General features: G+C 62.3%; 18 protein-coding genes. 10 read left to right on the top strand and 8 right to left on the bottom strand.

Features of this window, described 5'->3' with window-relative positions:
* Positions 1-331 precede the first annotated feature (331 nt).
* Entirely contained in the window at positions 332-2,386 is a 2,055-nt protein-coding gene (gene tkt, locus TU79_RS07735) for a transketolase (protein ID WP_057007446.1), read from the bottom strand.
* A 172-nt stretch (positions 2,387-2,558) separates the two neighbouring features.
* Between tkt and TU79_RS07730 the strand changes: the two genes are divergently transcribed.
* Positions 2,559-2,783 carry a DUF465 domain-containing protein gene (locus TU79_RS07730; RefSeq protein WP_057007445.1) on the top strand — a complete coding sequence of 75 codons (225 nt, stop codon included), beginning with the start codon at positions 2,559-2,561 and terminating at the stop codon, positions 2,781-2,783.
* A 30-nt stretch (positions 2,784-2,813) separates the two neighbouring features.
* Here TU79_RS07730 and hglS read toward each other — a convergent pair whose 3' ends face one another.
* Positions 2,814-4,187 carry a 2-oxoadipate dioxygenase/decarboxylase HglS gene (gene hglS, locus TU79_RS07725; RefSeq protein WP_057007444.1) on the bottom strand — a complete coding sequence of 458 codons (1,374 nt, stop codon included), beginning with the start codon at positions 4,185-4,187 and terminating at the stop codon, positions 2,814-2,816.
* A 196-nt stretch (positions 4,188-4,383) separates the two neighbouring features.
* Between hglS and TU79_RS07720 the strand changes: the two genes are divergently transcribed.
* Positions 4,384-7,020 carry an MGH1-like glycoside hydrolase domain-containing protein gene (locus tag TU79_RS07720; RefSeq protein ID WP_057007443.1) on the top strand — a complete coding sequence of 879 codons (2,637 nt, stop codon included), beginning with the start codon at positions 4,384-4,386 and terminating at the stop codon, positions 7,018-7,020.
* Positions 7,021-7,051: 31 nt separating this feature from the next.
* On the opposite strand, the gene TU79_RS07715 is transcribed toward TU79_RS07720, so the two are convergent.
* Entirely contained in the window at positions 7,052-7,366 is a 315-nt protein-coding gene (locus TU79_RS07715) for an SCP2 sterol-binding domain-containing protein (RefSeq protein WP_005788868.1), read from the bottom strand.
* A 56-nt stretch (positions 7,367-7,422) separates the two neighbouring features.
* Positions 7,423-8,133, bottom strand: coding sequence for a histidine phosphatase family protein (locus tag TU79_RS07710; protein ID WP_057007442.1), 711 nt, complete (start codon positions 8,131-8,133; stop codon positions 7,423-7,425).
* Positions 8,134-8,328: 195 nt separating this feature from the next.
* Between TU79_RS07710 and sohB the strand changes: the two genes are divergently transcribed.
* Positions 8,329-9,354 (top strand): protease SohB, encoded by a 1,026-nt coding sequence (gene sohB, locus TU79_RS07705; RefSeq protein ID WP_057007441.1) that lies wholly within the window; start codon positions 8,329-8,331, stop codon positions 9,352-9,354.
* 141 nt (positions 9,355-9,495) lie between these two features.
* On the opposite strand, the gene TU79_RS07700 is transcribed toward sohB, so the two are convergent.
* The gene (locus tag TU79_RS07700; protein ID WP_057007440.1) at positions 9,496-11,667 is read right to left on the bottom strand and encodes a TonB-dependent siderophore receptor; all 2,172 of its coding nucleotides are present in this window, start codon (positions 11,665-11,667) and stop codon (positions 9,496-9,498) included.
* A gap of 144 nt (positions 11,668-11,811) precedes the next feature.
* Here TU79_RS07700 and TU79_RS07695 point away from each other — a divergent pair, with 144 nt between their 5' ends.
* Complete coding sequence (locus TU79_RS07695; protein WP_057007439.1) at positions 11,812-12,228, top strand: SRPBCC family protein; 417 nt, start codon at positions 11,812-11,814, stop codon at positions 12,226-12,228.
* Between the two features lie 56 nt (positions 12,229-12,284).
* Here TU79_RS07695 and TU79_RS07690 read toward each other — a convergent pair whose 3' ends face one another.
* Together TU79_RS07690 and TU79_RS07685 are read right to left on the bottom strand one after the other, a co-directional pair.
* Entirely contained in the window at positions 12,285-13,676 is a 1,392-nt protein-coding gene (locus TU79_RS07690) for a sensor histidine kinase (RefSeq protein ID WP_057007438.1), read from the bottom strand.
* Positions 13,654-14,337 (bottom strand): response regulator transcription factor, encoded by a 684-nt coding sequence (locus tag TU79_RS07685; RefSeq protein WP_057007437.1) that lies wholly within the window; start codon positions 14,335-14,337, stop codon positions 13,654-13,656. Before TU79_RS07685 ends, TU79_RS07690 begins: the two co-directional genes overlap by 23 nt.
* A gap of 334 nt (positions 14,338-14,671) precedes the next feature.
* Between TU79_RS07685 and TU79_RS07680 the strand changes: the two genes are divergently transcribed.
* Positions 14,672-15,577 carry a hypothetical protein gene (locus tag TU79_RS07680; RefSeq protein WP_057007436.1) on the top strand — a complete coding sequence of 302 codons (906 nt, stop codon included), beginning with the start codon at positions 14,672-14,674 and terminating at the stop codon, positions 15,575-15,577.
* 162 nt (positions 15,578-15,739) lie between these two features.
* Here the strand turns inward: TU79_RS07680 and TU79_RS07675 are convergent, their stop codons facing one another.
* The gene (locus TU79_RS07675) at positions 15,740-16,636 is read right to left on the bottom strand and encodes a MurR/RpiR family transcriptional regulator (RefSeq protein WP_057007435.1); all 897 of its coding nucleotides are present in this window, start codon (positions 16,634-16,636) and stop codon (positions 15,740-15,742) included.
* 282 nt (positions 16,637-16,918) lie between these two features.
* Between TU79_RS07675 and TU79_RS07670 the strand changes: the two genes are divergently transcribed.
* The 5 genes from TU79_RS07670 to iolG all read left to right on the top strand — a co-directional run bounded on the left by TU79_RS07670 (position 16,919) and on the right by iolG (position 23,669).
* Positions 16,919-18,856, top strand: coding sequence for a bifunctional 5-dehydro-2-deoxygluconokinase/5-dehydro-2-deoxyphosphogluconate aldolase (locus TU79_RS07670; protein ID WP_057007434.1), 1,938 nt, complete (start codon positions 16,919-16,921; stop codon positions 18,854-18,856).
* 144 nt (positions 18,857-19,000) lie between these two features.
* The gene (gene iolE / locus TU79_RS07665; RefSeq protein ID WP_057007433.1) at positions 19,001-19,894 is read left to right on the top strand and encodes a myo-inosose-2 dehydratase; all 894 of its coding nucleotides are present in this window, start codon (positions 19,001-19,003) and stop codon (positions 19,892-19,894) included.
* Positions 19,891-20,679, top strand: coding sequence for a 5-deoxy-glucuronate isomerase (gene iolB / locus TU79_RS07660; protein ID WP_057007432.1), 789 nt, complete (start codon positions 19,891-19,893; stop codon positions 20,677-20,679). Before iolE ends, iolB begins: the two co-directional genes overlap by 4 nt.
* A gap of 28 nt (positions 20,680-20,707) precedes the next feature.
* Positions 20,708-22,639 (top strand): 3D-(3,5/4)-trihydroxycyclohexane-1,2-dione acylhydrolase (decyclizing), encoded by a 1,932-nt coding sequence (iolD, locus tag TU79_RS07655; protein ID WP_057007431.1) that lies wholly within the window; start codon positions 20,708-20,710, stop codon positions 22,637-22,639.
* Positions 22,640-22,658: 19 nt separating this feature from the next.
* Complete coding sequence (gene iolG / locus TU79_RS07650; RefSeq protein WP_057007430.1) at positions 22,659-23,669, top strand: bifunctional inositol 2-dehydrogenase/D-chiro-inositol 1-dehydrogenase; 1,011 nt, start codon at positions 22,659-22,661, stop codon at positions 23,667-23,669.
* Positions 23,670-23,807 lie beyond the last annotated feature (138 nt).

Raw genomic sequence — 23,807 nt, 5'->3', positions numbered from 1 at the left:
GCTGTAAGAGCGGAACCCCAAGTCGCCGTTACCGCAGAAACGGATATGTACACCGAAAAAGTCGCACCGCTCTTTGCTTTGAACATCACGCGGGCTTAACTGAACGGCATTGGGGCAAGCCCCGCGTTGGGGTGCGAAGCGCCCCCAATCAAGGAAAACGCGGTGTACCTGATACTGCTCAGCGCCTGATTTTGGGGCTGCTACGCAGCCCAACGCAGGACGAGCCTGCTCGCCACAGGAATATGCGCTTAACTGAACGGCATTAGGGCAAGCCCGCTCGCCACTCCTACAACAAGCCCGCTCCCACATGGTCTCCCGTCTCACAGTTGAGTCAGTGTTGATTCAGCTGGATTTGCTGTTTGGCCTGCTTGACCACATTTTCCACGGTGAAGCCGAACTTTTCCTGCAGTTTGGCCAGCGGGGCCGAGGCGCCGAAGCTGTTCATCACCACTTTGGCGCCGGTCTGCCCGACATAACGGTCCCAGCCCAGCGGGCCGGCCTGTTCCACCACCACGCGGGCTTTCACCGCGGGCGGCAAGACGCTGTCGCGGTAGGCCTGGTCCTGGTCTTCGAACAGTTCCCAGCTGGGCATCGAGACGACCCGCGCGGCAATCCCTTCCCCCTTGAGCTGTTCATACGCCGCCACCGCCAGGCTCACTTCGCTGCCCGTCGCCAACAGCAGCACTTGAGGTTGCTCGGCACCCGCCAGTACATAGGCACCCTTGGCGACGCCGCTGGCGGCTGCGTACTTCGTACGGTCCAGGGTCGGCAGCGGCTGGCGCGACAGCACCACACAACTGGGCCGGTGGGTTTGCGCCAGCGCCACTTTCCACACTTCCAGGGTTTCATTCGCATCGCCCGGACGCAATGTTAGCAGCCCCGGTGTGGCGCGCAGTTGGGTCAGGTGCTCGATGGGCTGGTGAGTGGGGCCGTCTTCGCCCACGCCGATCGAGTCATGGGTAAACACGAATACCACCGGCAGTTCCATGATCGCCGCCAGGCGGATCGGCGGTTTCATGTAGTCGCTGAACACCAGGAAGGTCGAGGTGTACGGCCGCAGGTAGGACAGCGCCATGCCGTTGGCAATCGCGCCCATGGCGTGTTCGCGGATGCCGAAATGCAGGTTGCGCCCGCTGTAGTCATCGGCGCTGAAACGCCCGGCGCCGTCGAAGGTGAGGTTGGTCTTGGTCGAGGGCGACAAATCCGCCGAACCGCCAAGCAGCCATGGAATCTGTTGGGCGAAGGCGTTCAGCACCTCGCCGCCGGCGGCGCGGCTGGCCACGCCCTTGGCGTCGGCCGCATAGTCGGGCAGTTGCGCCTGCCACTGCGCGGGCATTTCACCGGCGCGCATGCGCTGCAGTTCGTCGGCCAGTTGCGGGTCGAGGCGCGACAGGGTCTCGTTCCACTGCGCAAACAATGGCTCGGCACGCTCATGCAGCGCATCACGCAATACCGTGCGCGCCTCATCGGGCACCAGAAAACTGGAGTCTTCCGGCCAACCGTACGCTGCCTTGGTCAGGCGGATTTCATCGTCACCCAGCGGCTCGCCGTGGGCCGCTGCGGTATTGTGTTTGTGCGGCGAGCCGTAGCCGATCACGCTGTCCACCACAATAAGGGTCGGCGCGCCGGTGTTGGCCTGGAAGGTGGTCAATGCGTCGCTCAATGCCTGCAAATCATTGGCATCGGTGACGTGCAGGGTGTGCCAGCCATAGGCCTGGAAGCGTTTGATCACGTCTTCGCTGAACGCCAGTTCCGTGTGGCCTTCGATGCTGATGGTGTTGTTGTCGTAGATCCAGCACAGGTTATCCAGCTTCAAGTGGCCGGCCATCGACGCGGCTTCGCTGCTGATGCCTTCCATCATGTCGCCGTCGCCGCACAGGGTGTAGACGTTGTAATCGAACAGCACCTGACCGTCGCGGTTGAAGCGCTTGGCCAGCCAGCGCTCGGCCATCGCCATGCCGACGCTGTTGGCGCAGCCCTGGCCGAGCGGGCCGGTGGTGGTCTCCACGCCAGTGGTCATGCGGTACTCGGGGTGGCCTGGGGTCTTGGAACTCATCTGCCGGAACTGCTTGATATCGTCCAGGCTGATTGCCGGCTGGCCGCTGCGCTTGCCGTGGGCGTCGATCTCGACCACGCCGGCCAGGTGCAGCAGCGAATACAGCAGCATCGACGCATGGCCTACCGACAGCACAAAGCGGTCACGGTTGGGCCAGTCCGGGTGCTCGGGGTGATAGCGCAGGAAGCGACTCCACAGCGTATACCCCACCGGCGCCAGGCCCATGGGCGTGCCCGGATGGCCGGAATTGGCCTTCTGCACGGCGTCCATGGCCAGGGTGCGAATGGTGTTGATGCAGTGGGTGTCGACAGCGGTGGCAGCGTGATTCATGAACCGGTCTCCCTTGGGTGGCGATCTACAGTGGAGGGCAGCTCAGCGCAAAGGTTTGATCCCATCCCTTGCGCCGCGACGAACGGAACCGATGGGCTTGAAACATGACAAGCGCGTCAGGAATGGGCTAGTTTCAAGGGGTAAGCCATTGATCAACGTGCGGAGGTAGGCCATGCCAGTTAAACACGACCTGTATCAGGACCTGGGAATGAGCAAGGACGATGTGCACAAACACAGGGCGGACGATAAACGGCTGGACGCGCTGCTCACTCGCTATGACGACGCCGACAAGGAGGTGCTGGAGGCGGAAAAAGCCAGTGCCAACGATGAGGATGTAGAGAAGCTCAAGAAGAAACGCCTGTTGATCAAAGACGAGATCAGAGACCGCTTGAGCTGAAGGCCAACCGCTGTAGGCGCACACTCGCTCCTACAGCAATGCCTGGGTGCAGGCGTCGATGGAGCGCTGCTGCGTCTGCGCATACAGCTGCAATTCATCGATTGTCGTGCACCCCAGCGCCTGCTCGAACTCGGCCCGGTTCGAGTTCGCCGCATAGTGACTCTGCGCCGTATCCCCCAGGTTCGACTGGAAAATTCCCGCCGCACTCACCGGCAGGAAATCCTCATACACCAACGGTTCAATCGCCACATGGCCGGCGCGCAAAAGTGCTTCCAGCGTGCGCGGCCGGTCGGCCTGGCCGCGTGCTGCCAGGCCCTGCCCGGTGGCGAAATAACGAAAGTAGGCCAGGCCCTGTTCACGCATCTGTCCATGCTCGTCGGGGAAAGCCTGGAAGTGCTGTGCCATCAACTGCGTGTAGCGCCCGGCATTGGCTTCGTTGGGAAAGGCACCCAGTTCATCGCGCGCGGCGTTCAGCAGTTGGTCGTACAGCGCGCGGCCCTTGGGGGTGAGGGCGACGCCACGCTGTTCGATTTCGCCGAAGCGCGCGCTGTGGCTGCCGTGGGCATCGGTGAAGGCGATGGGTTCGTCCAGCGCCTTGAAGCTGGTCTGGCGCAGCAGGATCGGGCAGCGGCGGCGCGGCGGTCCTTCGATCACCGCCTTGGGCGTGATGCCTTTGCCGGGCATCGCGGCCTGCACCTGGTCGATGTCCAGGGTGCGCGGGGTCAGGTGATTGATGTGCGGGCCCTTGAAGGCCACCACATCGGCGATCAGGCGGTGCTGGTCACTCAATTGCCGGTACTGCGCGCCGGTGACGGTGGCGGTGTGGTGCCAGCGAAAGGTCTCCAGGGCCTGGCGGATGAATTCATCGGCCTGCGCGGCGTCGAGGCCGCCGTGTTGCTCGGCGTGTTCGATCAGCGCCAGGGCGCGCGGGGTGAAGATCGAGCGTTTGGCCAGGGCGGTTTCGGCGAAGGCGCGCAGCTCGGGGTTTTCGATCAGTTCCAGGCGCAGCAGCGAGGTGAATACGCGGAACGGGCTGGTTTGCAAAGCGCTTTCATGCACCGCGCGAAACGCCGTGGAATGCACCGGCACCCCGGCCGGGGTCAGGTCGTAATAGCCCACCGGCTGCATGCCCATCACCGCGAATAACCGGCGCAGGGTTGCCAGTTCGGCAGCCGTGCCCACGCGAATGGCGCCGTGGCGTTCCATGTCCAGGCGCTGGCGTTCGCCGGTGCGTTGCAGCTGTTGCGCCAGGCCCGGGTCGCTGTCGAGTACGTGGCGGTTGGTCTCGGCCACCAGCTCCAGCAGCGCGCCATAAAGCGGCACTTCATCGCGGTACATGTCGGACATGGCCCTGGAGAAACCTTTGCGAATGTCGTCGGGGCTGACATGGGCGGTGCTGGACATTGAAAAATTCCTGATGGCAGTGGCGGTGAGCGTGGCCGTTCACGGGATTTTGTTGGGCGCGGGGTGCGCGTGCAAACGAAGAATCCTCAGGACTTCATTCTGCAAATGAATGAAAGGTGTCTTCCACGTCTTCATGTGCATCCGCGCGCGGTTGGGCTCTACACTGCGCCTTACCAGCCAGGCGAAGGAGTCCCCCATGACGGTCACACCCAATACCCGACTATGTGAAACGGTTGAAGGTCAGCGCCTGGCGACCGAAGATGCCGAGGATTGGCGCGCGTGGGGGCCGTATTTGAGTGAACGCCAATGGGGCACGGTGCGCGAAGACTACAGCGCCGACGGCGATGCCTGGCGCTACTTCCCCCATGAACATGCGCGCAGCCGCGCCTATCGCTGGGGCGAGGATGGTCTGGCTGGTTTCAGTGACAAGGCGCAGCGCTGGTGCCTGGGCCTGGCGCTGTGGAACGAGCGCGACGTGATCCTCAAGGAGCGCCTGTTCGGCCTGAACAACGCCGAGGGCAACCACGGTGAGGACGTCAAGGAACTGTACTTTTTCGTCGACGGGGTGCCGAGCCATGCCTATATGCGCATGCTCTACAAATACCCCCATGCAGCGTTTCCCTATGCCGACCTGATCAGCGAAAACGCGCGACGCGGGCTGGGCGATGCCGAGTATGAAATCCTCGACACCGGCGTGTTTGCAGACAACCGCTATTGCGACGTCAGCGTCGAGTACGCCAAGCATCAGCCGGACGACATTTGCATGCGCGTTACCGTGCACAACCGCGCCGAGCAGCCGACGCGCCTGCAGGTGCTGCCCCAGGTGTGGGCGCGCAACGACTGGAGCTGGACCGCTGACGCCCCCAAGCCGCAATTGAAACTCGACGGTGAGCGCGTGCTCGCGCGTCATCATGAATTGCCCGATTACCAGCTCGGCGCCTGGGGCCTGGACGGCGTGGAATGGCTGTTCTGCGAGAACGAAACCAACTACCCCAAGCTTGACGGGCAAGCCGCGCCCGGGCCGTTCAAGGATGGCATCAACGATTACGTGGTGGACGGTGTGCAGGCCGCCGTTCGGCGTGACGCGGGCACCAAGGTCGCCGCGCGGTTCATCCTGGAGCTGGCCGGGCTGGAAAGCAAAACGGTCTACCTGCGCTTTGCGCCGGTGGGCGCGCCCGAGGTCAATGCGCGCAAGTTGTTCGAACAGCGCCGCGAGGAAGCCGATGACTTCTACGCCGCCCTGCAACAGGGCATTGCCGATGAAGACGCGCGCAATGTGCAGCGTCAGGCCCTGGCCGGCCTGCTGTGGTCCAAGCAGCTCTATTATTTCGATGTGAACCAGTGGCTCGACGGCGACCCGGCCCAACCGGCGCCGCCGCCCGAGCGCTTGCACATTCGCAATACCCATTGGCGGCACTTGTCCAACTTCGACATCCTCTCAATGCCCGACACCTGGGAATACCCGTGGTACGCGTCCTGGGACCAGGGCTTCCAGGCGGTGGCGTTTGCCCTGATCGACCCGGGCTATGCCAAGCAACAATTGCTGCTGTTGGTGAAGGACCGCTTCATGCACCCCAACGGCCAGTTGCCGGCCTACGAGTGGCGCTTCGACGATGCCAACCCGCCGGTGCATGCCTGGGCCAGCTGGCGCGTGTATCAGCACGACAAGGCGTTTACGGGCGTCGGCGATATGGATTTTCTCGAGCGGATTTTCCACAAGCTGCTGCTGAATTTTTCCTGGTGGGTCAACCGCAAGGACGCCGAGGGGCGCAACCTGTTTCAGGGCGGGTTTCTGGGCCTGGACAACATTGCCTTGTTCGACCGCTCGGCGACGTTGCCGCCGGGTTACCAACTGGATCAGGCCGATGGCACCGCGTGGGTGGCAGCCTATGCGCTGGACCTGATGCGCATCGGCCTGGAGCTGGCCAGACGCAATGCGGTGTACGTCGATATTGCGGTGAAATTCTTCGAACACTTCCTGTATATCGCCGGCGCCATCAACCGCGTCGACGACAGCGCCGAGGGCTTGTGGGATGAGCAGGACCTGTTTTTCTACGACGTGCTGTACCGCCCCGATGGCCACAGCGAGCCGGTGCGTCTGCGCTCCATCGTCGGTCTGATGCCGCTGTTCGCCGTGCTGGTGCTGGAGCAGCACGAACATGAAGGTCTGGAAGGTTTGCGCGAACGGCTGCTGGGGTTCATGCATCACCGGCCGGACCTGGCCAAACTGGTGTCGCGCTGGAATGAACCGGGGCAGGGCAATCGCCTGTTGCTGGCGCTGCTGCGCGGCGAGCGCACCAAGGACCTGTTGCGGCGCATGCTGGATGACGATGAATTTCTCTCGCCGTTCGGCGTGCGCTCCCTGTCCAAAGCTTTCGCCGAACAGCCGCTGGCGCTGCAGATGAATGGCGACAGCCTGAGCGCGCGCTATCAGCCCGGCGAATCCGACTCACGCCTGTACGGCGGTAATTCCAATTGGCGCGGGCCGGTGTGGATGCCGGTGAACTACATGCTGATCGAGTCGCTGCACGAGTTTCATCGTTACTACGCGGACAATTTTTCGGTGGAGTACCCCACGGGGAGCGGTTATCTGGCGTCGATGGGGGAGGTCGCCGACAGCTTGAGTCAGCGTTTGACGCGATTGTTTCTAAGGGATGAAAACGGCCTGCGGCCTTCGATGGCGGGGTATGCGCAACTGGAGGCGGACCCGGCGAGCCGCGACCTGGTGCTGTTCCATGAGTATTTCCATGGAGAAACGGGGCGAGGCCTGGGGGCGTCGCATCAGACGGGATGGAGCGCGTTGGTGGCGTTGTTGCTGCAACCGAAAAACTGATATGGGAGGGGCGAGCCCCTCCCACGGGCACTCAGGACGGGAACAATTCGCTCAGCTTCATGGCCAGCATCATGTCGCCTTCGGTGCGCAGCTTGCCGCCCATGAACGCCTGCATGCCGTCGGTGGAACCGTCGACGATGCCTTCCAGGGTTTCGCTGTCCATCACCAGGGTGACCTGGGCGTCCGGGTTTTCGCCTTCCTGCAGTTCACAGGTCTTGTCCTTGACCACCAGCGAGAAGTTCTTGGTGTCGTCGATACGGAAACCGAACACCAGGTCCAGACCTTCGGCGGCGCTTGGGTTGAATTTGGCTTTCATTGCTTCTACGGCTTTGGCTACGTCAGTCATGGTTTCGATCCTTTAGGGTAGAGTCCAGTGACCTTGGGGTCACGGTGGGCCGCAGTTCATCGGAACGTGATGAGCTGCGGCGCCTTCAACAGTTGCAAGTGCGCATGACTGTTGAAGGAAGCCAGGGCCACCTCGCGACCGCGGAATTTCAGCTGGTTGAGCGAGGTGTTAACAATTTGCCAGTTCAGCTCGAAGGCCTGGGCGGCAGGCATTCGGGTGATCAGGTGGAGCAGGGCGGTAATGGTGCCGCCGGAGGTGAACACGGCGATCTTGTCGGCGTCGTCGGCCTTATCCAGCAGACGCTGCAGACCACCCTGCACGCGTTCGACGAACCCCAGCCAGCTTTCCAGCCCCGGCGGGTCGTAAGTGCCGGCCAGCCAGCGGTCGATGATCAGCGCAAAGATGCGCTGGAATTCGCGGCGGTTTTGCGCGGCGTTGCGCAGGATGTCGAGGGCTTCGGGTTCTTCACTCAACAGCTCGGGGAGCAGCGCGCGGATGACGGCTTCGGCGTCGAATTCATTGAATGCGCTGTCGGTTTCCACGGGCGGGACCGGCAAGCCGAGGGCGCTGAAGGATTCAAAGGTGGCGCTGGCAGTGTGCTGTTGGCGGCGCAGGTCGCCGGCGATGCAGCGGTCGAAGGCAATCCCCAGGTCGGCGAGGTGACGACCGAGCACCTGCGCCTGTTCCACCCCGATGGGCGACAGGACGTCATAGTCGTCTGCCCCGAAAGAGGCCTGGCCATGCCGAATCAGATAGATGCTGCCCACGTCCGTTTTCCTGGGTACGTTGAAACGTCCGACGAGGTTATGGGGATGCCTGGAAGCTGTCAATGGAAAAACATACGCTTGTTTTAAAAGGTCCTTGGAGGCCCGCTGCTGGCGGTTTGGGCACTGGTCCGAAGGCAGTGCCGCCGGTATGCTGGGCCCATCCGCGCGTAGCGCACTGCACTTGTAAGGAGAACCATGGATTTTCTGGCTGAATACGCGAGCTTTCTCGCAAAGACCGTCACCCTGGTGGTCGCGATCCTGGTCGTCCTGATCAGCTTCGCGGCGCTGCGCAGTAAAGGTCGTCGCAAGTCCGCCGGCCAGTTGCAGGTCAGCAAGCTCAATGATTTCTACAAGGGGTTGCGTGAGCGCCTGGAGTCGTCCCTGCTCGACAAGGACCAGCTCAAGGCCCTGCGCAAGTCCGAAAGCAAAACCGAAAAGAAGAACAGCAAGAAGAAGCCAGAGGCCCGGCCGCGGGTGTTTGTGCTGGATTTCGATGGCGATATCAAGGCCTCGGCCACCGAGAGCCTGCGCCATGAAATCACTGCGTTGCTGAGCCTGGCCACGCCCGAGGACGAAGTGGTGCTGCGTCTGGAAAGCGGCGGCGGCATGGTGCACAGCTACGGCCTGGCCTCGTCGCAACTGGCGCGCATTCGCCAGGCGGGCGTGCCATTGACCGTGTGCATCGACAAGATCGCGGCCAGCGGCGGCTACATGATGGCGTGCATTGGCGAGAAGATCATCAGCGCGCCGTTCGCCATCCTCGGCTCCATCGGTGTGGTCGCGCAGTTGCCCAACGTCAACCGCCTGCTGAAAAAGCACGACATCGACTTTGAAGTGCTGACCGCCGGTGAATACAAGCGCACCCTCACGGTGTTCGGCGAAAACACCGAGAAAGGCCGGGAGAAGTTCCAGGAAGACCTGGACATCACCCACCAACTGTTCAAGAACTTTGTCTCGCGCTACCGTCCGCAGCTGTCAATCGATGACGTTGCCACCGGCGAGGTATGGCTGGGCGTGGCGGCGCTGGACAAGCAACTGGTCGACGCGCTGCAGACCAGCGACGAATACCTGGCCACCAAAGCCAGGACGGCCGAGGTGTTCCACCTGCATTACGCCGAGCGCAAGAGCCTGCAGGAGCGCGTGGGCCTGGCGGCCAGCGGTTCAGTGGACCGCGTGCTGCTGACGTGGTGGAGCCGCCTGACCCAGCAGCGGTTCTGGTAAGGCGCAATGTGGGGGGGCTTAGCGCTTTCGCGAGGCCCGCTCGCCACAATAAGCCTGCTTGTCACAGTGATGTGGCTGTCTGACATTTCAGGCTTTAAAACCAGGCGTTCTCCCACAGTTGGATCTGCATGCATACCTGAATCAGAAGTTGACCGATGCACTCAAGCGGGCCGTCAAGGGTGCGCCCTGGAACAGGTAGTCATCGCCCATGTACTCGCCCGCGTCACGCCAGTATCGCTTGTCGAACAGGTTGTCGACGCTCAGGCGAAACACCGTTTCATAGCCATCGAGCCGGGTGGTGTAGCGGCTGCCGACATTGACCACCGCGTAATCCCCCACCTCTGCATTGCCGGTGCGATTGGCGTACTTTTTGGCGCTGTATTGCACGCCGCCCAGCACCGTCAGACCGTTCACCCACGGCAACGCGTAATCGGCATACACACTGGCACGCAGTGTGGGCACGTTGATTGCCTGATGATCTTCATAATCTGGCGTGCCGCTGCCGCTCACCCGCGCACGAATGGCCGCCACGCTGGTCGCGATCTGCAGGCGCTCGGTGGCCCAGCCATTGGCTGACAGTTCCAGGCCAGTGTTCTTCTGCTCGCCCTGTTGTACGTAAGTGAAGTTACCAGCGCCGTCGGGCCTGGCATATTGATAGGCCTGGCGCGTCTGGAACACGGCGGCGGCGAAGCTGATGCGGCGCCAGTCGTATTTCACCCCGGCTTCGATCTGCCGTGATGTGGTCGGTGCCAGGGTGGTATTGGCGTTGCTCGCAAACCACGGCGCGGTGCCGCCCAGGGACAGGCCTTTGCTGTAGCGGGTGTACAGCGAAACAGCCTCCACCGGCTTGTAGATCAACGCCGCCTGGGGCAGGAACACAGACTGTTGGGTATGCCGTGCCAGGTTGCCGTCGCTGTCGAACGCCTGCTCATCCAGGCGCACTTCGCGGCCGCCCAGAATGGTTTGCCATTGCTCGCTCAGGCGCATGCGGTCGGTGACGAACACGCCGTACTGGCGGCTGTCGAGGGCGCGATGGCTGTCGTTGAGCGGCTTGTCGGTGGGGGTGAAGGCCGGCACGTCCTCGTCGATAGTGGCGGTGCCGATCAGCTCGTTGACTGGCATGCGTTTGTCGACCACCCGGCGAAAGGCGCTGCTGCCGAAGGTCAGCTCATGACCGATGCCGGCGGTGTCGAACAGGCCGGTCATGGTTGCCTGCACTTCATCGTCGCGGCGCGTGTCATCCGGGCTGCGGAAGTCGTAGACGTCGTAATTGCCTTCGGGGCTGAAGTGGTTGGGCGTGCTCGACCCGCTGCAACTGGCCGAACCGTAGCAGCCCCAGGCAAAGGCGCTGTAGTCGTCAATCACCACCTGGCTGCGGGCGGCACTGAGGCTGCCTTTCCATTGGTCGCTGAAGCGGTACTCGAACTTGCCGTTGAGGTTCAGCGAGTCGATGCCCACCTGCCTGGAACCGCTCTGATGCCCCAGCAGTTTTTTCGGCGATGCGCCGTGGGGCACTTCCGTGCCGCCCAGCAATTGATAGCCCGGCACCGAGCGCTGTTGCCTGTTCTGGTATTCCGCGTCCAGTTGCAGCACCGTGTCGGGGCTGAGGTTCCAGTCAAAGGCCAGGGACACGAAATCGCGCCGGCCATTGGCGTGTTCCACATAGGTGTTGAGGTCTTCATGGGCCACGTTGGCACGCAGGCCGAACTGTTGCTCGCTGCCGAACCAGCCGCCCACATCCGTGGCCACATAGCCGCTGCCGCGATCATCGCTGGAGACGGTGACCGAACGCACCTCTTCCGGGCGCTTGGTCACGTAGTTGATGACGCCGGCGGGTTCGGAAACCCCGCTTTGCAGCCCGGCCAGGCCCTTGAGCACTTCCACCTGCTGCTTGTTCTCCAGCGCGACGTTCTGCTCGCCGGTGATGGTGCGCCCGTTGATCTTGTAGCTGCTCGCCGCATTCAGCGAGAAGCCGCGCACCACGAAGTTTTCGTAGTAGCCGATCGGCGCATAGCTGTCGCCCACCGAGGCGTCGTTGCGCAGCACTTCACTGAGCAGGCGCGCCTGCTGGTCCTTGATCAGCGTGGCGTTGATGACCGTGATCGAGGCCGGCGTGTCGAGCAACGGCGCTTCGTCGAAACCGCCGACCGACGCGCTCTCGGTGCGGTAGCCGGACGCCTCCTGGCCCTGGACCTGTAGCGCCGGCAGTTCGACTTCAGCCGCCTGGCTGCTGCCCATGCCGCTGCTGAGCAACAGACCGAGGGCAAAAGGTGAAGTGGCCAGAGGGCGAAAAGGGCGAAAACGCAAAACCATGGGCGGGGCCTTAAAGCGTTGGGCGAGGGGGCGCATAAGCTAGGCATTACGGCGAGGTTTTACAAGTCATTGGGAGAGCTGCATGCAAGGGTGGCGTACACTGCCGGCGAGCTGAGTTCTTATTGACCTTCTGGAGTACCTGCCATGGCAACAGCATCTTGCGTCATTGAAATCCCCGCGTGTGCCGATCAGGTCTGGCAATTGATGGGCGGTTTCAACAGCCTGCCGGACTGGCTGGCGTTCATCGCCAGCAGCGAGCCGAGTGAGGGCGGACGCGTGCGTCACTTGCAAACCACCGATGGCGCCGTGATCGTGGAGCGCCTGCAAACCTTTGATAACGTGGCGCGCACCTACAGCTACACCATCGAGCAATCGCCGTTTCCGGTGAGTGCTTATCTGGCGACGGTGCAGGTTGAGGCGCTGACCGAGACGTCGGCAAAGGTGACCTGGTCCGGCGTGTTCACACCGGCGGCAGGCACCACCGAGGCGGCCGTCGAGAAATTGTTCACTGGTGTGTACGGCGATGGACTTGCGGCGCTGCGCGCCAACTACCCGGCCTGATCAGATCCGACTGTGGGAGGGGGCTTGCTCCCACAGTTTTTTTTGCAGTGTCCGGGTTATTTGGGCATCAGCTGTTGCCGACACTCGAGCGCCAGCCTTGCGCCGCCGCGCTGGCTGGTGCCCACGTCCAGCTTGAAACCATGCAGGTTGATGATCGCCGCCACAATCGACAAGCCCAGCCCGAACCCGCCTTGCTGATCACTTTCATCCACCCGATAAAAGCGCTGGAACACCGCATCGCGCTCGGCCAGCGGGATGCCCGGCCCGGAGTCGTGCACCTCAATGCGGGTGCTGCCGGCGTTGTTGACCGCGCGCAAAATCACTTCGCCCCCCGGCGGGGTGAACTTGATCGAGTTGCTCAGCAGGTTGGACAGGGCTTCGAACAGCAGTGCGCGGTCGCCGCTGATCGGCGGCAAAGTCGCCGGCACGTCCAATACCAGTTGCAATTCGCCTTCCTCGGCCAGGGGCAGGTAAAAGTCATGCAGTTCGCGCAGCAGCGGCAGCGGGTCCATTACCAGAAAGCCCGAGCGGCGCTGGTGGTCCTCCAGTTCCGAGATGCGCAACAGCCCGCGAAACCGTGCCATCAGCGTATCGGTTTCGGCAATCGCATCGTCAAGTTTTACCGCGTGCACCGAGTTCTCCTCGGCTTGCTGCTTGATGCGGTACAACTGCGCGCGCAGGCGCGTCAGCGGGGTGCGCAGGTCGTGGGCGATGTTGTCGCACACGCCCTTGACCTCGTTCATGAGTTTTTCGATGCGGTCGAGCATGGCGTTGACGATGGCCGCGAGCATGTCCAGCTCATCACGCCGGTCGGACAGCGGCAGGCGGTGGGTGAGGTCGCCGGCGACGATGGCCTCGGCGCTCGCCTGGATTCCGCGAATGCGCCGCAGCGGGCGGCGGCGCAGCAGATGCCAGCCGGCGATCCCGGGGATGATGGTCAACGACAGCGCCCACAACAGCGCGTGCCAGATGATCCGCGTCACGCCGAACAACGAACCGTTGGCGCGCACCAGCACCAGCCAGCGGCCGTCGTCGGTGTGGGTGGCGACGGCATCGCAGCTGTCCTTGGGCAACTTGGGGTCGTCGGATTCGACGCAATTGACCAGCGTGTGGATCTTGCCGTCCAGGGGCAGGTCCGGTGGCAATCCGCGGATCGGTCCGCTCAAGGGACGGAAGGCCTCGTCAAACAGACCATAGGCGTCCACGCCCTTCATGTCGAAGGTCATGCTGGTGGTCAGCGCTTCCACCAGCTCTTCGCCGTCGAAACGCTGGAACAAGTGCTGGCGCTGCAGCAGCGAATGGCGCGACAAGTCGCTCAGGTAACCCGAGACCTCGTAGTACAACACCCCCATGAGGATGCAGCTCCAGGCCACAAACAGCGAACTGTACAGCGCCAGCAGGCGGCTGCTGGAGGAGCGCCAGCCCTTAGAGGGGTTCAGCAATGACATAACCCGAGCCCCGTACCGTGCGGATCAGCGGCGTGAGGCCCGGGGGATCGATCTTTTTGCGCAGGCGCCCGATGTGCACGTCGATCAGGTTGGTGCCGGGGTCGAAGTGATAGCCCCAGACTTCCTCGAAGATCATCATGCGCGAGAGGATCTGCCCGGTATTGCGCATCAGAAATTCGAGCAGTTTGTATTCGGTGGGCAGCAGGGTCAGCGGCTGATCGGCGCGACTGGCTTCGCGGCTGATCAGGTTCAGCTCCAGGTCCGCCACGCGCAATGCGGTTTCGAACTCCTTGACCGTGTTTTTGCGGCGCAGCAGCACTTCGACGCGGGCGGCCATTTCATCGGAGGCGAAGGGTTTGGTCAGGTAATCGTCACCGCCGGCGCGCAGGCCACGCACACGCTCGTCGACGTCGGAAAGGGCGCTGATCATCAGGATCGGCGTGGAGACGCCGATGGTGCGCAGGGTGGTGACGATGGCCAGGCCATCCAGTTCCGGCAGCATGCGGTCGAGGGTGATCAGATCGTAATCACCACTCACGGCGCGGACCAGGCCTTCGCGGCCATTGTCCACCCAGTCCACCTCCAGTCCATGGCTACTCAGCTCGGCGACGATCTCGCGGGCCGTTACGGCGTCATCCTCGATGGTCAAAATACGGGTCATAGGAGTACCTGGTGAGCGATTCACACTAGAAGTACGTATATTTTGCCAATAAGTAACTGAACGTTTCCTAAATAAAACGTCATCTCCATAAAACTGACAGGAAAATCATCTGTGGGAACGAGCCCCCTCTCAGAGGGCGTTGTGTATGGCCGGCAGGATTGCATTACGCCCGCTCGAAACCCGGGTTTATTGCAACTTGCATGGATTGTGTAAGTTCAATTTAGTTAACTTGTTGAAATATATAGATTTTATTTTTGAGGGGGGCTGGCACGCGGCCTGCACTGTCCCTTTTGAGACTTGTAACACTTTTTTTCCTGCCGGGAGCACAACAACAATGATCACATCATCCACCACGCTTCAAGAATCGAGCGCGCGCTCCGGGGTTTCCTGGGGGGCGATTTTTGCCGGCGCCGCTGCGGCGGCCGCACTGTCCCTGATCCTCGTACTGCTGGGCTTCGGCCTGGGTTTCTCGGCGGTATCGCCGTGGGCCGACAGCGGCATGAGTGCCAAGGGCCTTGGCATTTCCACCATTATCTGGCTGGCTTTCACCCAGATCGTCGCATCGGGCCTGGGCGGTTACATCGCCGGTCGCTTGCGCGTGAAGTGGGCCAACATGCATGGCGATGAGGTGTACTTTCGCGACACCGCCCACGGCTTCCTGGCCTGGGCCGTGGCGACCCTGATCACGGCCGTATTGGTCGTCGGCTCGGTGAGCAGCGTCGTCGGCGGTGGCGTCAAAGCCGGTGCCAGTGTGGCATCAGGTGCGGCAAGCGGCATGACCCAGGCCGCCGGCAGCATGGCCAAGGGCGCCCACAGCGGCGACTTCGGCTATTACGTCGACAGCCTGTTCCGTGATGATCGCCCTGCAGCGGTCAGCGATGACGCAGCCCATGCCGTGGTCGGTCGCATCTTCGCCCGTACCCTGAGCAACGACGGCCAGTTGGCACCGGAAGACCGTACCTACCTGGCCCAACTGATCAGCCAGCGCACCAACCTCAGCCAGGCCGATGCCGAAGCGCGTATCGACAAGGTGTATGGCGACGCCCGCAAAGCCATCGAAGACGCCAAGCTCAAAGCCAAGCAAGCTGCCGACACTGCCGCGAAAGTGGCTGCGTACGCCTCGCTGTGGACCTTCGTGTCGCTGTTGATCGGTGCGTTCTTCGCCAGCTTCGCTGCCACCTTCGGCGGTCGCCGTCGCGATGCAGTGGTGTATGTCGAAACCGAAACCTACGTTCGTTAAATAAGGAAGAACATCATGCGCTCATTACTTCTGTGGTTCCTCGGCGTGCCAATCCCGTTGATCATTCTGATCGCGATCTTCATGCACTGATCCGAGCCAGGCGCTATACCCATGTGGGAGGGGGCAAGCCCCCTCCCACATTTTGTTTTGCAGCGTGTCAGGTCAGTCGTCGAAACCCACTTGCTCGTGAATCTCGTCCACCTTCAATTCCAGGCGGTAAGCCACGGCGATGAACAATGCCTGGCACAGGCACAATGTTGCGCTCAATGAGCGAAATGCAAAGGACGACCCCTCGTTGACCAGCAGCACCGCATTGGCGCGCTTGGCCAGGGGCGAGAGGTTGCTGTCGGTAATGATCAGCGTCCTGGCCTGATGGTGTTGGGCGATGCGCAGGCAGTGCTGGGTCTCTTTGCCGTACGGCGTGAAGCTGATGGCGATCACCAGGTCATCGGCGCGCACGCTGCGCATCTGCTCGCGATAACTGCCGCCCAGCCCCGAGACCAAATGGATGCGCTTGTTGGTGTGCTGCAGGTTGTAGACCAGGTAGTCGGCCACCGCAAACGAACGGCGCACGCCCACCACATAGATATTGTCGGCGTTGACCACCAGGTCCACCGCCTTGTCGAACGCCACGTCATCCAGTTCCAGGCCCAGTCGTTCAATGCCCGATAACGTGGCGTTGACACATTCGCGCGCCAGATCGCCGCCGCTGGCCTTCTGCGACTTGTTGGCGATCATGCTGCGGATGCGCTGCTGGTAGTTCTGCACCGGCGTGGTCTTGTGCGTATACGCCTCGCGAAAGAGCGTCTGCATCTCACTGAACCCACTGAAGCCGAAACGCTGGGAAAAGCGCACGATGGCCGACGGGTGCACTTCGCATTCACGGGCGATGTCGCTGATGCGGTCGACCATGATTCGGTCGCTCTGCTGGCTGATATAGCTGGCAATGCGTTTGAGCTGGCGCGGCAGGCTTTCGTATTCTTCGGTGATCAGCTGCAACAGGCGCTCGGCATTGAGCGGGGGGCTGGCGAGAGCGTCTTGTGAAGGGGTCTCGGGCATGGGCAATCCTTCTGGCGTGTTCGTCTGGTGCGCTGGGGTGGCGCAAGTCTACAGGGTAGGCGCAAAAAAATACCTCGGCATCACGGAACACGGGGCCTGCTGAAACGATGCACGGTGGCTGGCGCGCGCCTATGATGGCGTATTGGAAAAAATATTCCACAAAAATAATTATGGAATAAATATTGATCCTGCTCCCCGTACGTTCTAGTCTGCTGCCCACCAAGAGCGTTTGCCGTGATCATGACGGCACGACGCAGGCTGATAAAAATAACAGGAGCCAGCATGGGCCAGACTCGTTTTGCCAGTGGGCGTCAATTGGATCTGATTTGCCTCGGGCGCCTGGGCGTCGACCTTTACGCACAGCAAGTGGGCGCGCGGCTTGAGGACGTAACCAGCTTTGCCAAGTACCTCGGCGGGTCCTCCGCCAATATCGCATTCGGCACCGCGCGTCTGGGTCTCAAGTCGGCGATGCTCAGCCGCGTCGGCGATGATCACATGGGCCGTTTTCTGCTGGAGTCCCTGGCCCGCGAAGGCTGCGACGTGAGCGCGGTCAAGGTCGACCCGCAACGCCTCACCGCCCTGGTGCTGCTGGGTCTCAAGGACCGCGAAACCTTCCCCCTGGTGTTCTACCGCGAAAACTGCGCCGACATGGCCCTGCGCGCTGAAGACATTGACGAGGCCTTTATCGCTTCGAGCAAGGCGTTGCTGATCACCGGCACACATTTCTCCAGCGACGGCGTGTACAAGGCGAGCATTCAGGCGCTGGATTACGCCGCCAGGCACCACGTCAAGTGCGTGCTGGATATCGACTACCGCCCGGTGCTGTGGGGGCTGGCGGGCAAGGCCGACGGCGAAACACGCTTCGTGGCCGATCAGAATGTCAGCCGGCACGTACAGCAAATCCTGCCGCGCTTCGACCTGATTGTCGGCACTGAAGAAGAATTCCTGATCGCCGGCGGCAGTGAAGACCTGCTTACCGCACTGCGTACCGTGCGCGAGCTGACCCCGGCAACCCTGGTGGTCAAACTCGGCCCGCAGGGTTGTACGGTCATCCACGGCGCGATTCCGGCAAGCCTCGAAGACGGCGCGATCTACCCCGGCGTGCAGGTGGAGGTGCTCAACGTGCTGGGTGCCGGCGATGCGTTCATGTCGGGCTTTTTAAGCGGCTGGCTCAATGATGCCAGTGACCAGCGTTGCAGCCAGTTGGCCAATGCCTGCGGTGGTCTTGTGGTGTCGCGGCATGCCTGCGCCCCCGCCATGCCCACCCCCGCTGAACTGGAATACCTGTTCAGCAGCCCGGTGCCCATTACGCGGCCGGACCAGGACGAAACCCTGCAACGTCTGCACCGGGTCACCGTACCGCGCAAGACTTGGAGGCAGCTGTTTGTCTTTGCGTTCGACCACCGCTGGCAACTGGTGGAACTGGCGCAAAAGGGCGGCCAGGACCTGACCCGCATCAGCGCCATCAAACAGCTGTTTATCCAGGCCATCGAGCGCGTCGAAACCCGGCTGCGCGAGCAGGGCATCGAGGCCGATGTGGGCCTGCTGGCCGACCAGCGTTTCGGCCAGGACGCGCTCAACGCCGCCAGCGGTCGCGGCTGGTGGATCGCGCGCCCGGTGGAAGTGCAGAACTCACGGCCGCTGGCGTTTGAACATGGGCGCTCGGTGGGCAGCAACCTGATTGCCTGGCCCCAGGAACAGATCATCAAGTGTCTGGTGCAGTTTCACCCGGATGACGAACCACTGCTGCGTCTGGAGCAGGAGGCACAACTCAAGGCGGTGTACGAGGCGTCCCTGGTCAGCGGCCATGAATTGCTGCTGGAAGTCATACCGCCCAAGGATCATTCTTCCACCTGCCCGCATGCGCTCTACCGTAGCGTCAAGCGCCTGTACAACCTGGGCATTTACCCGGCGTGGTGGAAGATCGAGGCGCAGTCGGCCGAGGAGTGGACCAGGCTCGATGAGCTGATCGAGGAGCGCGATCCGTATTGCCGGGGCGTGGTGTTGCTGGGGCTGAATGCCTCGGCCGAGTGTCTGGCCGAGGGTTTCCGTCAGGCCAGCCGCAGCCGCAGCTGTCGCGGGTTCGCCGTGGGCCGCACGATCTTCCAGGAACCGAGCCGCGCGTGGATGGCGGGGGAGATCGATGACGAGCGCTTGGTCCAGCAGGTGCAGGCTATCTTCGAACAACTGATCAACGCCTGGCGCAGCGCTCGGAATTAAACGCGATCCACTGTGGGGCGGGGCTTGCTCCCGATTGCAGAGTGTCAGTCAACACTCCTGTATCACGAGCACCGCTAGCGCAAGCAAGCCTCCTCCCACATAAGCAGCACTCAGTGATACCTGAAAACAATAAAAGGTGCAGCCATGCCCGCAATCCGAATTGGCATCAACCCGATCTCCTGGAGCAACGACGACCTGCCTGCTCTGGGCGGTGAAACGCCGCTGAGCACCGCGCTGAGCGAAGGCAAGGAAATCGGCTACGAAGGGTTTGAACTCAACGGCAAGTTCCCCAGGGATCCCACGGGCGTCGCCGATGTGCTGCGCCCCTATGAGCTGGCGCTGGTCTCCGGCTGGTACTCCAGTCGCCTGGCGCGCCGCTCGGTCGCCGAAGAAATCGCAGCGATTGCCGGCCATGTCGACCTGTTGAAACACAACGGCGCCACGGTGCTGGTGTACGGCGAAGTCGCCGACTCGATTCAGGGTTCGCGCATCCGCCTGATCGAACGTCCGCGCTTTCACAGCGAGCAGGCCTGGCAGGATTACGCCGACAAGCTCACGGAGCTGGCGCGCTTTACCCTGTCCCGGGGCGTGCGCCTGGCCTATCACCACCACATGGGCGCCTATGTCGAATCCCCGCAGGACATCGACCAGTTGATGCAGCGCACCGGCCCCGAAGTCGGCCTGCTGTTCGATTCGGGCCATTGCTACATGGGCGGCGGCGAACCGCTTGAAGTGCTGCGCAAACACATCGACCGCGTTTGCCACGTGCATTTCAAGGACGTGCGCAAACCGGTGGTGCAACTGGCGCGCAACCAGATGTGGAGCTTTCCCGACTGCATCGTCAACGGCACTTTCACCGTGCCCGGCGATGGCGATATCAACTTTGCCGAACTGCTCGATGTACTGCTGGCGGCCAACTATCGGGGTTGGCTGGTGGTGGAAGCCGAGCAGGACCCTGCCGTGGCGCCCAGCTATGTCTATGCGAAAAAAGGCTATGACACCTTGCGCGCGCTGCTCGATGAGAGGACCCAACCATGAGCCTGTTGGTCAAAAGCAGCAAACGCGGACAAACCATGGTCGCCCTGGAAGAAGGGCGCCTGGCGTACGTGGGCTTCAGTGCTTACCGCCTGAGCCTGGGCGAAACCCTGCCGGTCAGCGCCGGCGATAAAGAGCTGTGCCTGGTGCTGCTCAGTGGCCGGGTAAATATTCAGGGCGAAGGCTTCGACTGGCAGAACCTGGGTGATCGCCAGTCGGTGTTCGAGGACTCATCGCCCTTTGCCGCCTACCTGCCGCCGGGTACCGATGCCCAGGTGACGGCGCTGAGCGATGTGCAGATCGCCGTGTGCGCCGCCCCCGGCGCCGCAGGTTTCGAGCCGCGCCTGATCCGCCCCGAAGACTGCAAACGCAGCGTGCGCGGCAAGGGCGCCAACACCCGTTATGTGTGCGACATCCTGCCCGACAGCGAGCCGGCCCATTCGCTGCTGGTGGTGGAAGTGCGCACCCCGTCCGGGCACTCGTCGAGCTACCCGCCGCACAAGCATGACACCGACGACCTGCCGCACCAGAGTTGCCTGGAAGAAACCTACTACCACCAGATCAACCCGCCCCAGGGCTTCGTGTTCCAACGGGTGTACACCGACGACCGCAGCCTCGACCAGGCCATGGCTGTGGAAAACAGTGACCTGGTGGTGGTGCCCAAGGGGTATCACCCGGTCACCGTGCCGTACGGCTACGAGTCCTATTACCTGAACGTGATGGCCGGGCCCAAGCGTGCCTGGCATTTTCACAACGACCCTCAGCACAGCTGGCTGCTGGACCTGTAAGGATCTGCATTCATACAAGGTGCAAGTGATGACCACGACACGATTGACCATGGCCCAGGCCCTGGTGAAGTTTTTGGATAACCAGTACATCGAAGTCGACGGCGTGCAGAGCAAGTTTGTCGCCGGGGTGTTCACCATTTTCGGCCATGGCAATGTGCTGGGCCTGGGTCAGGCGCTGGAGCAGGACAGCGGCGACCTGGTGGTGCATCAGGGCCGCAACGAGCAGGGCATGGCCCACGCCGCCATCGGGTTCGCCAAGCAGCACCTGCGCCGCAAGATCTATGCGTGCACCGCGTCCGTCGGTCCGGGCGCGGCGAATATGCTCACCGCGGCGGCGACCGCCACCGCCAACCGTATTCCGTTGCTGCTGTTGCCCGGCGATGTCTACGCCAGCCGCCAGCCCGACCCGGTGCTGCAGCAGATCGAGCAGTTCCACGACCTGAGCATCAGCACCAACGATGCGTTCCGTTCGGTGAGTAAATACTGGGACCGCATCAACCGTCCCGAGCAATTGATGAGCGCCGCGATCCACGCCATGCGCGTGCTCACCGACCCCGCTGAAACCGGCGCCGTAACGCTGGCATTGCCGCAGGACGTGCAGGCCGAAGCCTGGGATTACCCGGATTATTTCCTGCAAAAACGCGTGCACCGCATCGACCGTCGTGCGCCCACCGCCGCGATGATCGGCGATGCGTTGGCCGCGTTCCGGGGCAAGCGCAAGCCATTGATCATCTGCGGCGGCGGGGTGAGGTACGCCGGTGCGAATGCGGCGCTGCAAGCCTTTGCCGAGCGGTTTCACATTCCCTTCGCCGAGACTCAGGCGGGCAAGAGCGCCGTGCTGTCCAGCCATGCGCTCAATGTGGGCGGCATCGGCGAAACCGGCTGCCTGGCCGCCAACCTGCTGGCGCCGGAGGCGGACCTGATCATCGGCGTCGGCACCCGTTATACCGACTTTACCACCTCGTCCAAGTCCCTGTTCAAACACCCCGAAGTGAGGTTTCTGAACCTCAATATCAGCCCGTGCGACGTGTTGAAACTCGACGGTGTGCAGGTGCTGGCGGACGCCAGGGTGGCCCTCGAAGCGCTGGCCGATGCCCTCGGCGATTACCGCGCGGGCTGGGGCGAACAGGTGATCGACGCGAAGGCGCAACTGGAGGCCGAGCTGGATCGCGTGCACCACGTGGAGTACCTGGGCGATGACTTCGTGCCCGAGGTCGACGACCGGCTGGACCGCGCGGTACTGCGCGAATTCATCGCGCTCACCGGCTCCTGCCTCACCCAGAGCCGCGTCCTCGGCGTGCTTAATCAAAGTCTCGCCGACGACGCCATTATCGTCGCCGCTGCCGGTAGCCTGCCGGGGGATTTGCAGCGGGCCTGGCGCAGCAAGGGCGTCAACACGTACCACGTCGAATACGGCTATTCGTGCATGGGCTACGAGATCAATGCGGCCCTTGGCGTGAAGCTGGCCGAGCCGCAGAAGGAGGTGTATGCGCTGGTCGGCGATGGTTCCTACATGATGCTGCATTCGGAACTGGCCACCTCGATCCAGGAGCGGCGCAAGATCAACGTGGTGTTGCTGGACAACATGGCCTTCGGTTGCATCAACAACCTGCAGATCGGCAACGGCATGGACAGCTTCGGCACTGAATTTCGCTACCGCAACCCCGAGAGCGGCAAGCTCGACGGCGGCCTGGTACCGGTGGATTTCGCCATGAGCGCGGCGGCCTACGGCTGCAAAACCTACAAGGTCAGCAATGTGGAGCAGCTGCAGGCGGCTCTGGCTGATGCGCGCACGCAAAGCGTTTCGACCCTGATCGATATCAAGGTACTGCCCAAGACCATGGTCCACGGCTACCTGTCGTGGTGGCGAGTGGGTGTGGCGCAGGTATCCACCCGCGAGCGCACCCGTGCAGCCGCCGCAAGACTCAACGAACAGCTGGCCAAGGCCCGGCAGTACTAACAACAAGAGGAGTGTTTGCATGTCTTTGAAGCTTGGAGTAATCGGCACGGGCGCCATTGGCCGCGACCATATTCGTCGGTGCAGCCGGACCCTGCTCAACAGCCAGGTGGTGGCGGTGACCGATATCGACCTTGAGCAGGCCGCCCGGGTGGTTGCCGAGTTGCAGCTGGACGCCGAGGTGTACCCGGACGGCCATGCGCTGATCCACTCGCCGCAGGTGGAGGCCGTGCTGGTGACCTCGTGGGGCCCCAGCCATGAAGCGTTCGTGCTGGCCGCGATTGCCGCCGGCAAACCGGTGTTCTGCGAAAAACCCCTGGCGGTGACCGCCCAGGGGTGCCGCAGGATCGTCGATGCTGAAATGGCCCACGGCAAGCGCCTGGTGCAGGTGGGCTTCATGCGCCCGTATGACGACGGTTACCGCGCACTGAAAGCCGTGATCGACAGCGGCCAGATCGGCGAGCCCCTGATGCTGCACTGCGCGCACCGTAACCCCAGGGTGGGCGAAAACTACACCACCGGCATGGCGATCACCGACACGCTGATCCACGAGCTGGACGTGCTGCGCTGGTTGCTCGACGACGACTACGTCTCGGTGCAGGTAATATTCCCGCGCAAGAGCAGCAAGGCCCTGGCCCATCTGCGCGATCCGCAGATCGTGCTGTTGGAAACGGCCAGGGGCACGCGCATTGATGTGGAGGTGTTTGTGAACTGCCAATACGGCTACGACATCCAGTGCGAGGTGGTGGGGGAGACCGGTATCGCCAAATTGCCGGAGCCTTCGCAGGTGCAATTGCGCAGTGGCGCCAAGCTGTCCAATGCGATCCTGATGGACTGGAAGGACCGCTTCATCGGTGCTTATGACGTGGAGTTGCAGGCCTTTATCGACAGCGTGCGCGCCGGGCACGTCGGCGGGCCGTCGGCGTGGGACGGTTTCGCAGCGGCGGTGGCCGCCGATGCGTGTATCGAGGCGCAAGGCAGTGAGCAGATCGTCAAGGTCAGCCTGCCGGATCGGCCGAGATTCTACGGCTGATTACAGTGTTTTTTAATTGCACTGCAGTCAGTGTGGGAGGGTTGCACTGCACGTCAGGAACGCGCTTTCAAAAATGGAATAAAATTCTAAAATATATTGATATGGAAATTATTTTCCAATAAAGTCTTTTTCAGGTTG

This window comes from Pseudomonas trivialis, assembly GCF_001439805.1.
Taxonomy (GTDB): domain Bacteria; phylum Pseudomonadota; class Gammaproteobacteria; order Pseudomonadales; family Pseudomonadaceae; genus Aquipseudomonas; species Aquipseudomonas trivialis.
The sequence above is the reverse complement of the archived record's forward strand: the minus strand, read 5'-3'. Positions and strand labels throughout refer to the sequence as shown.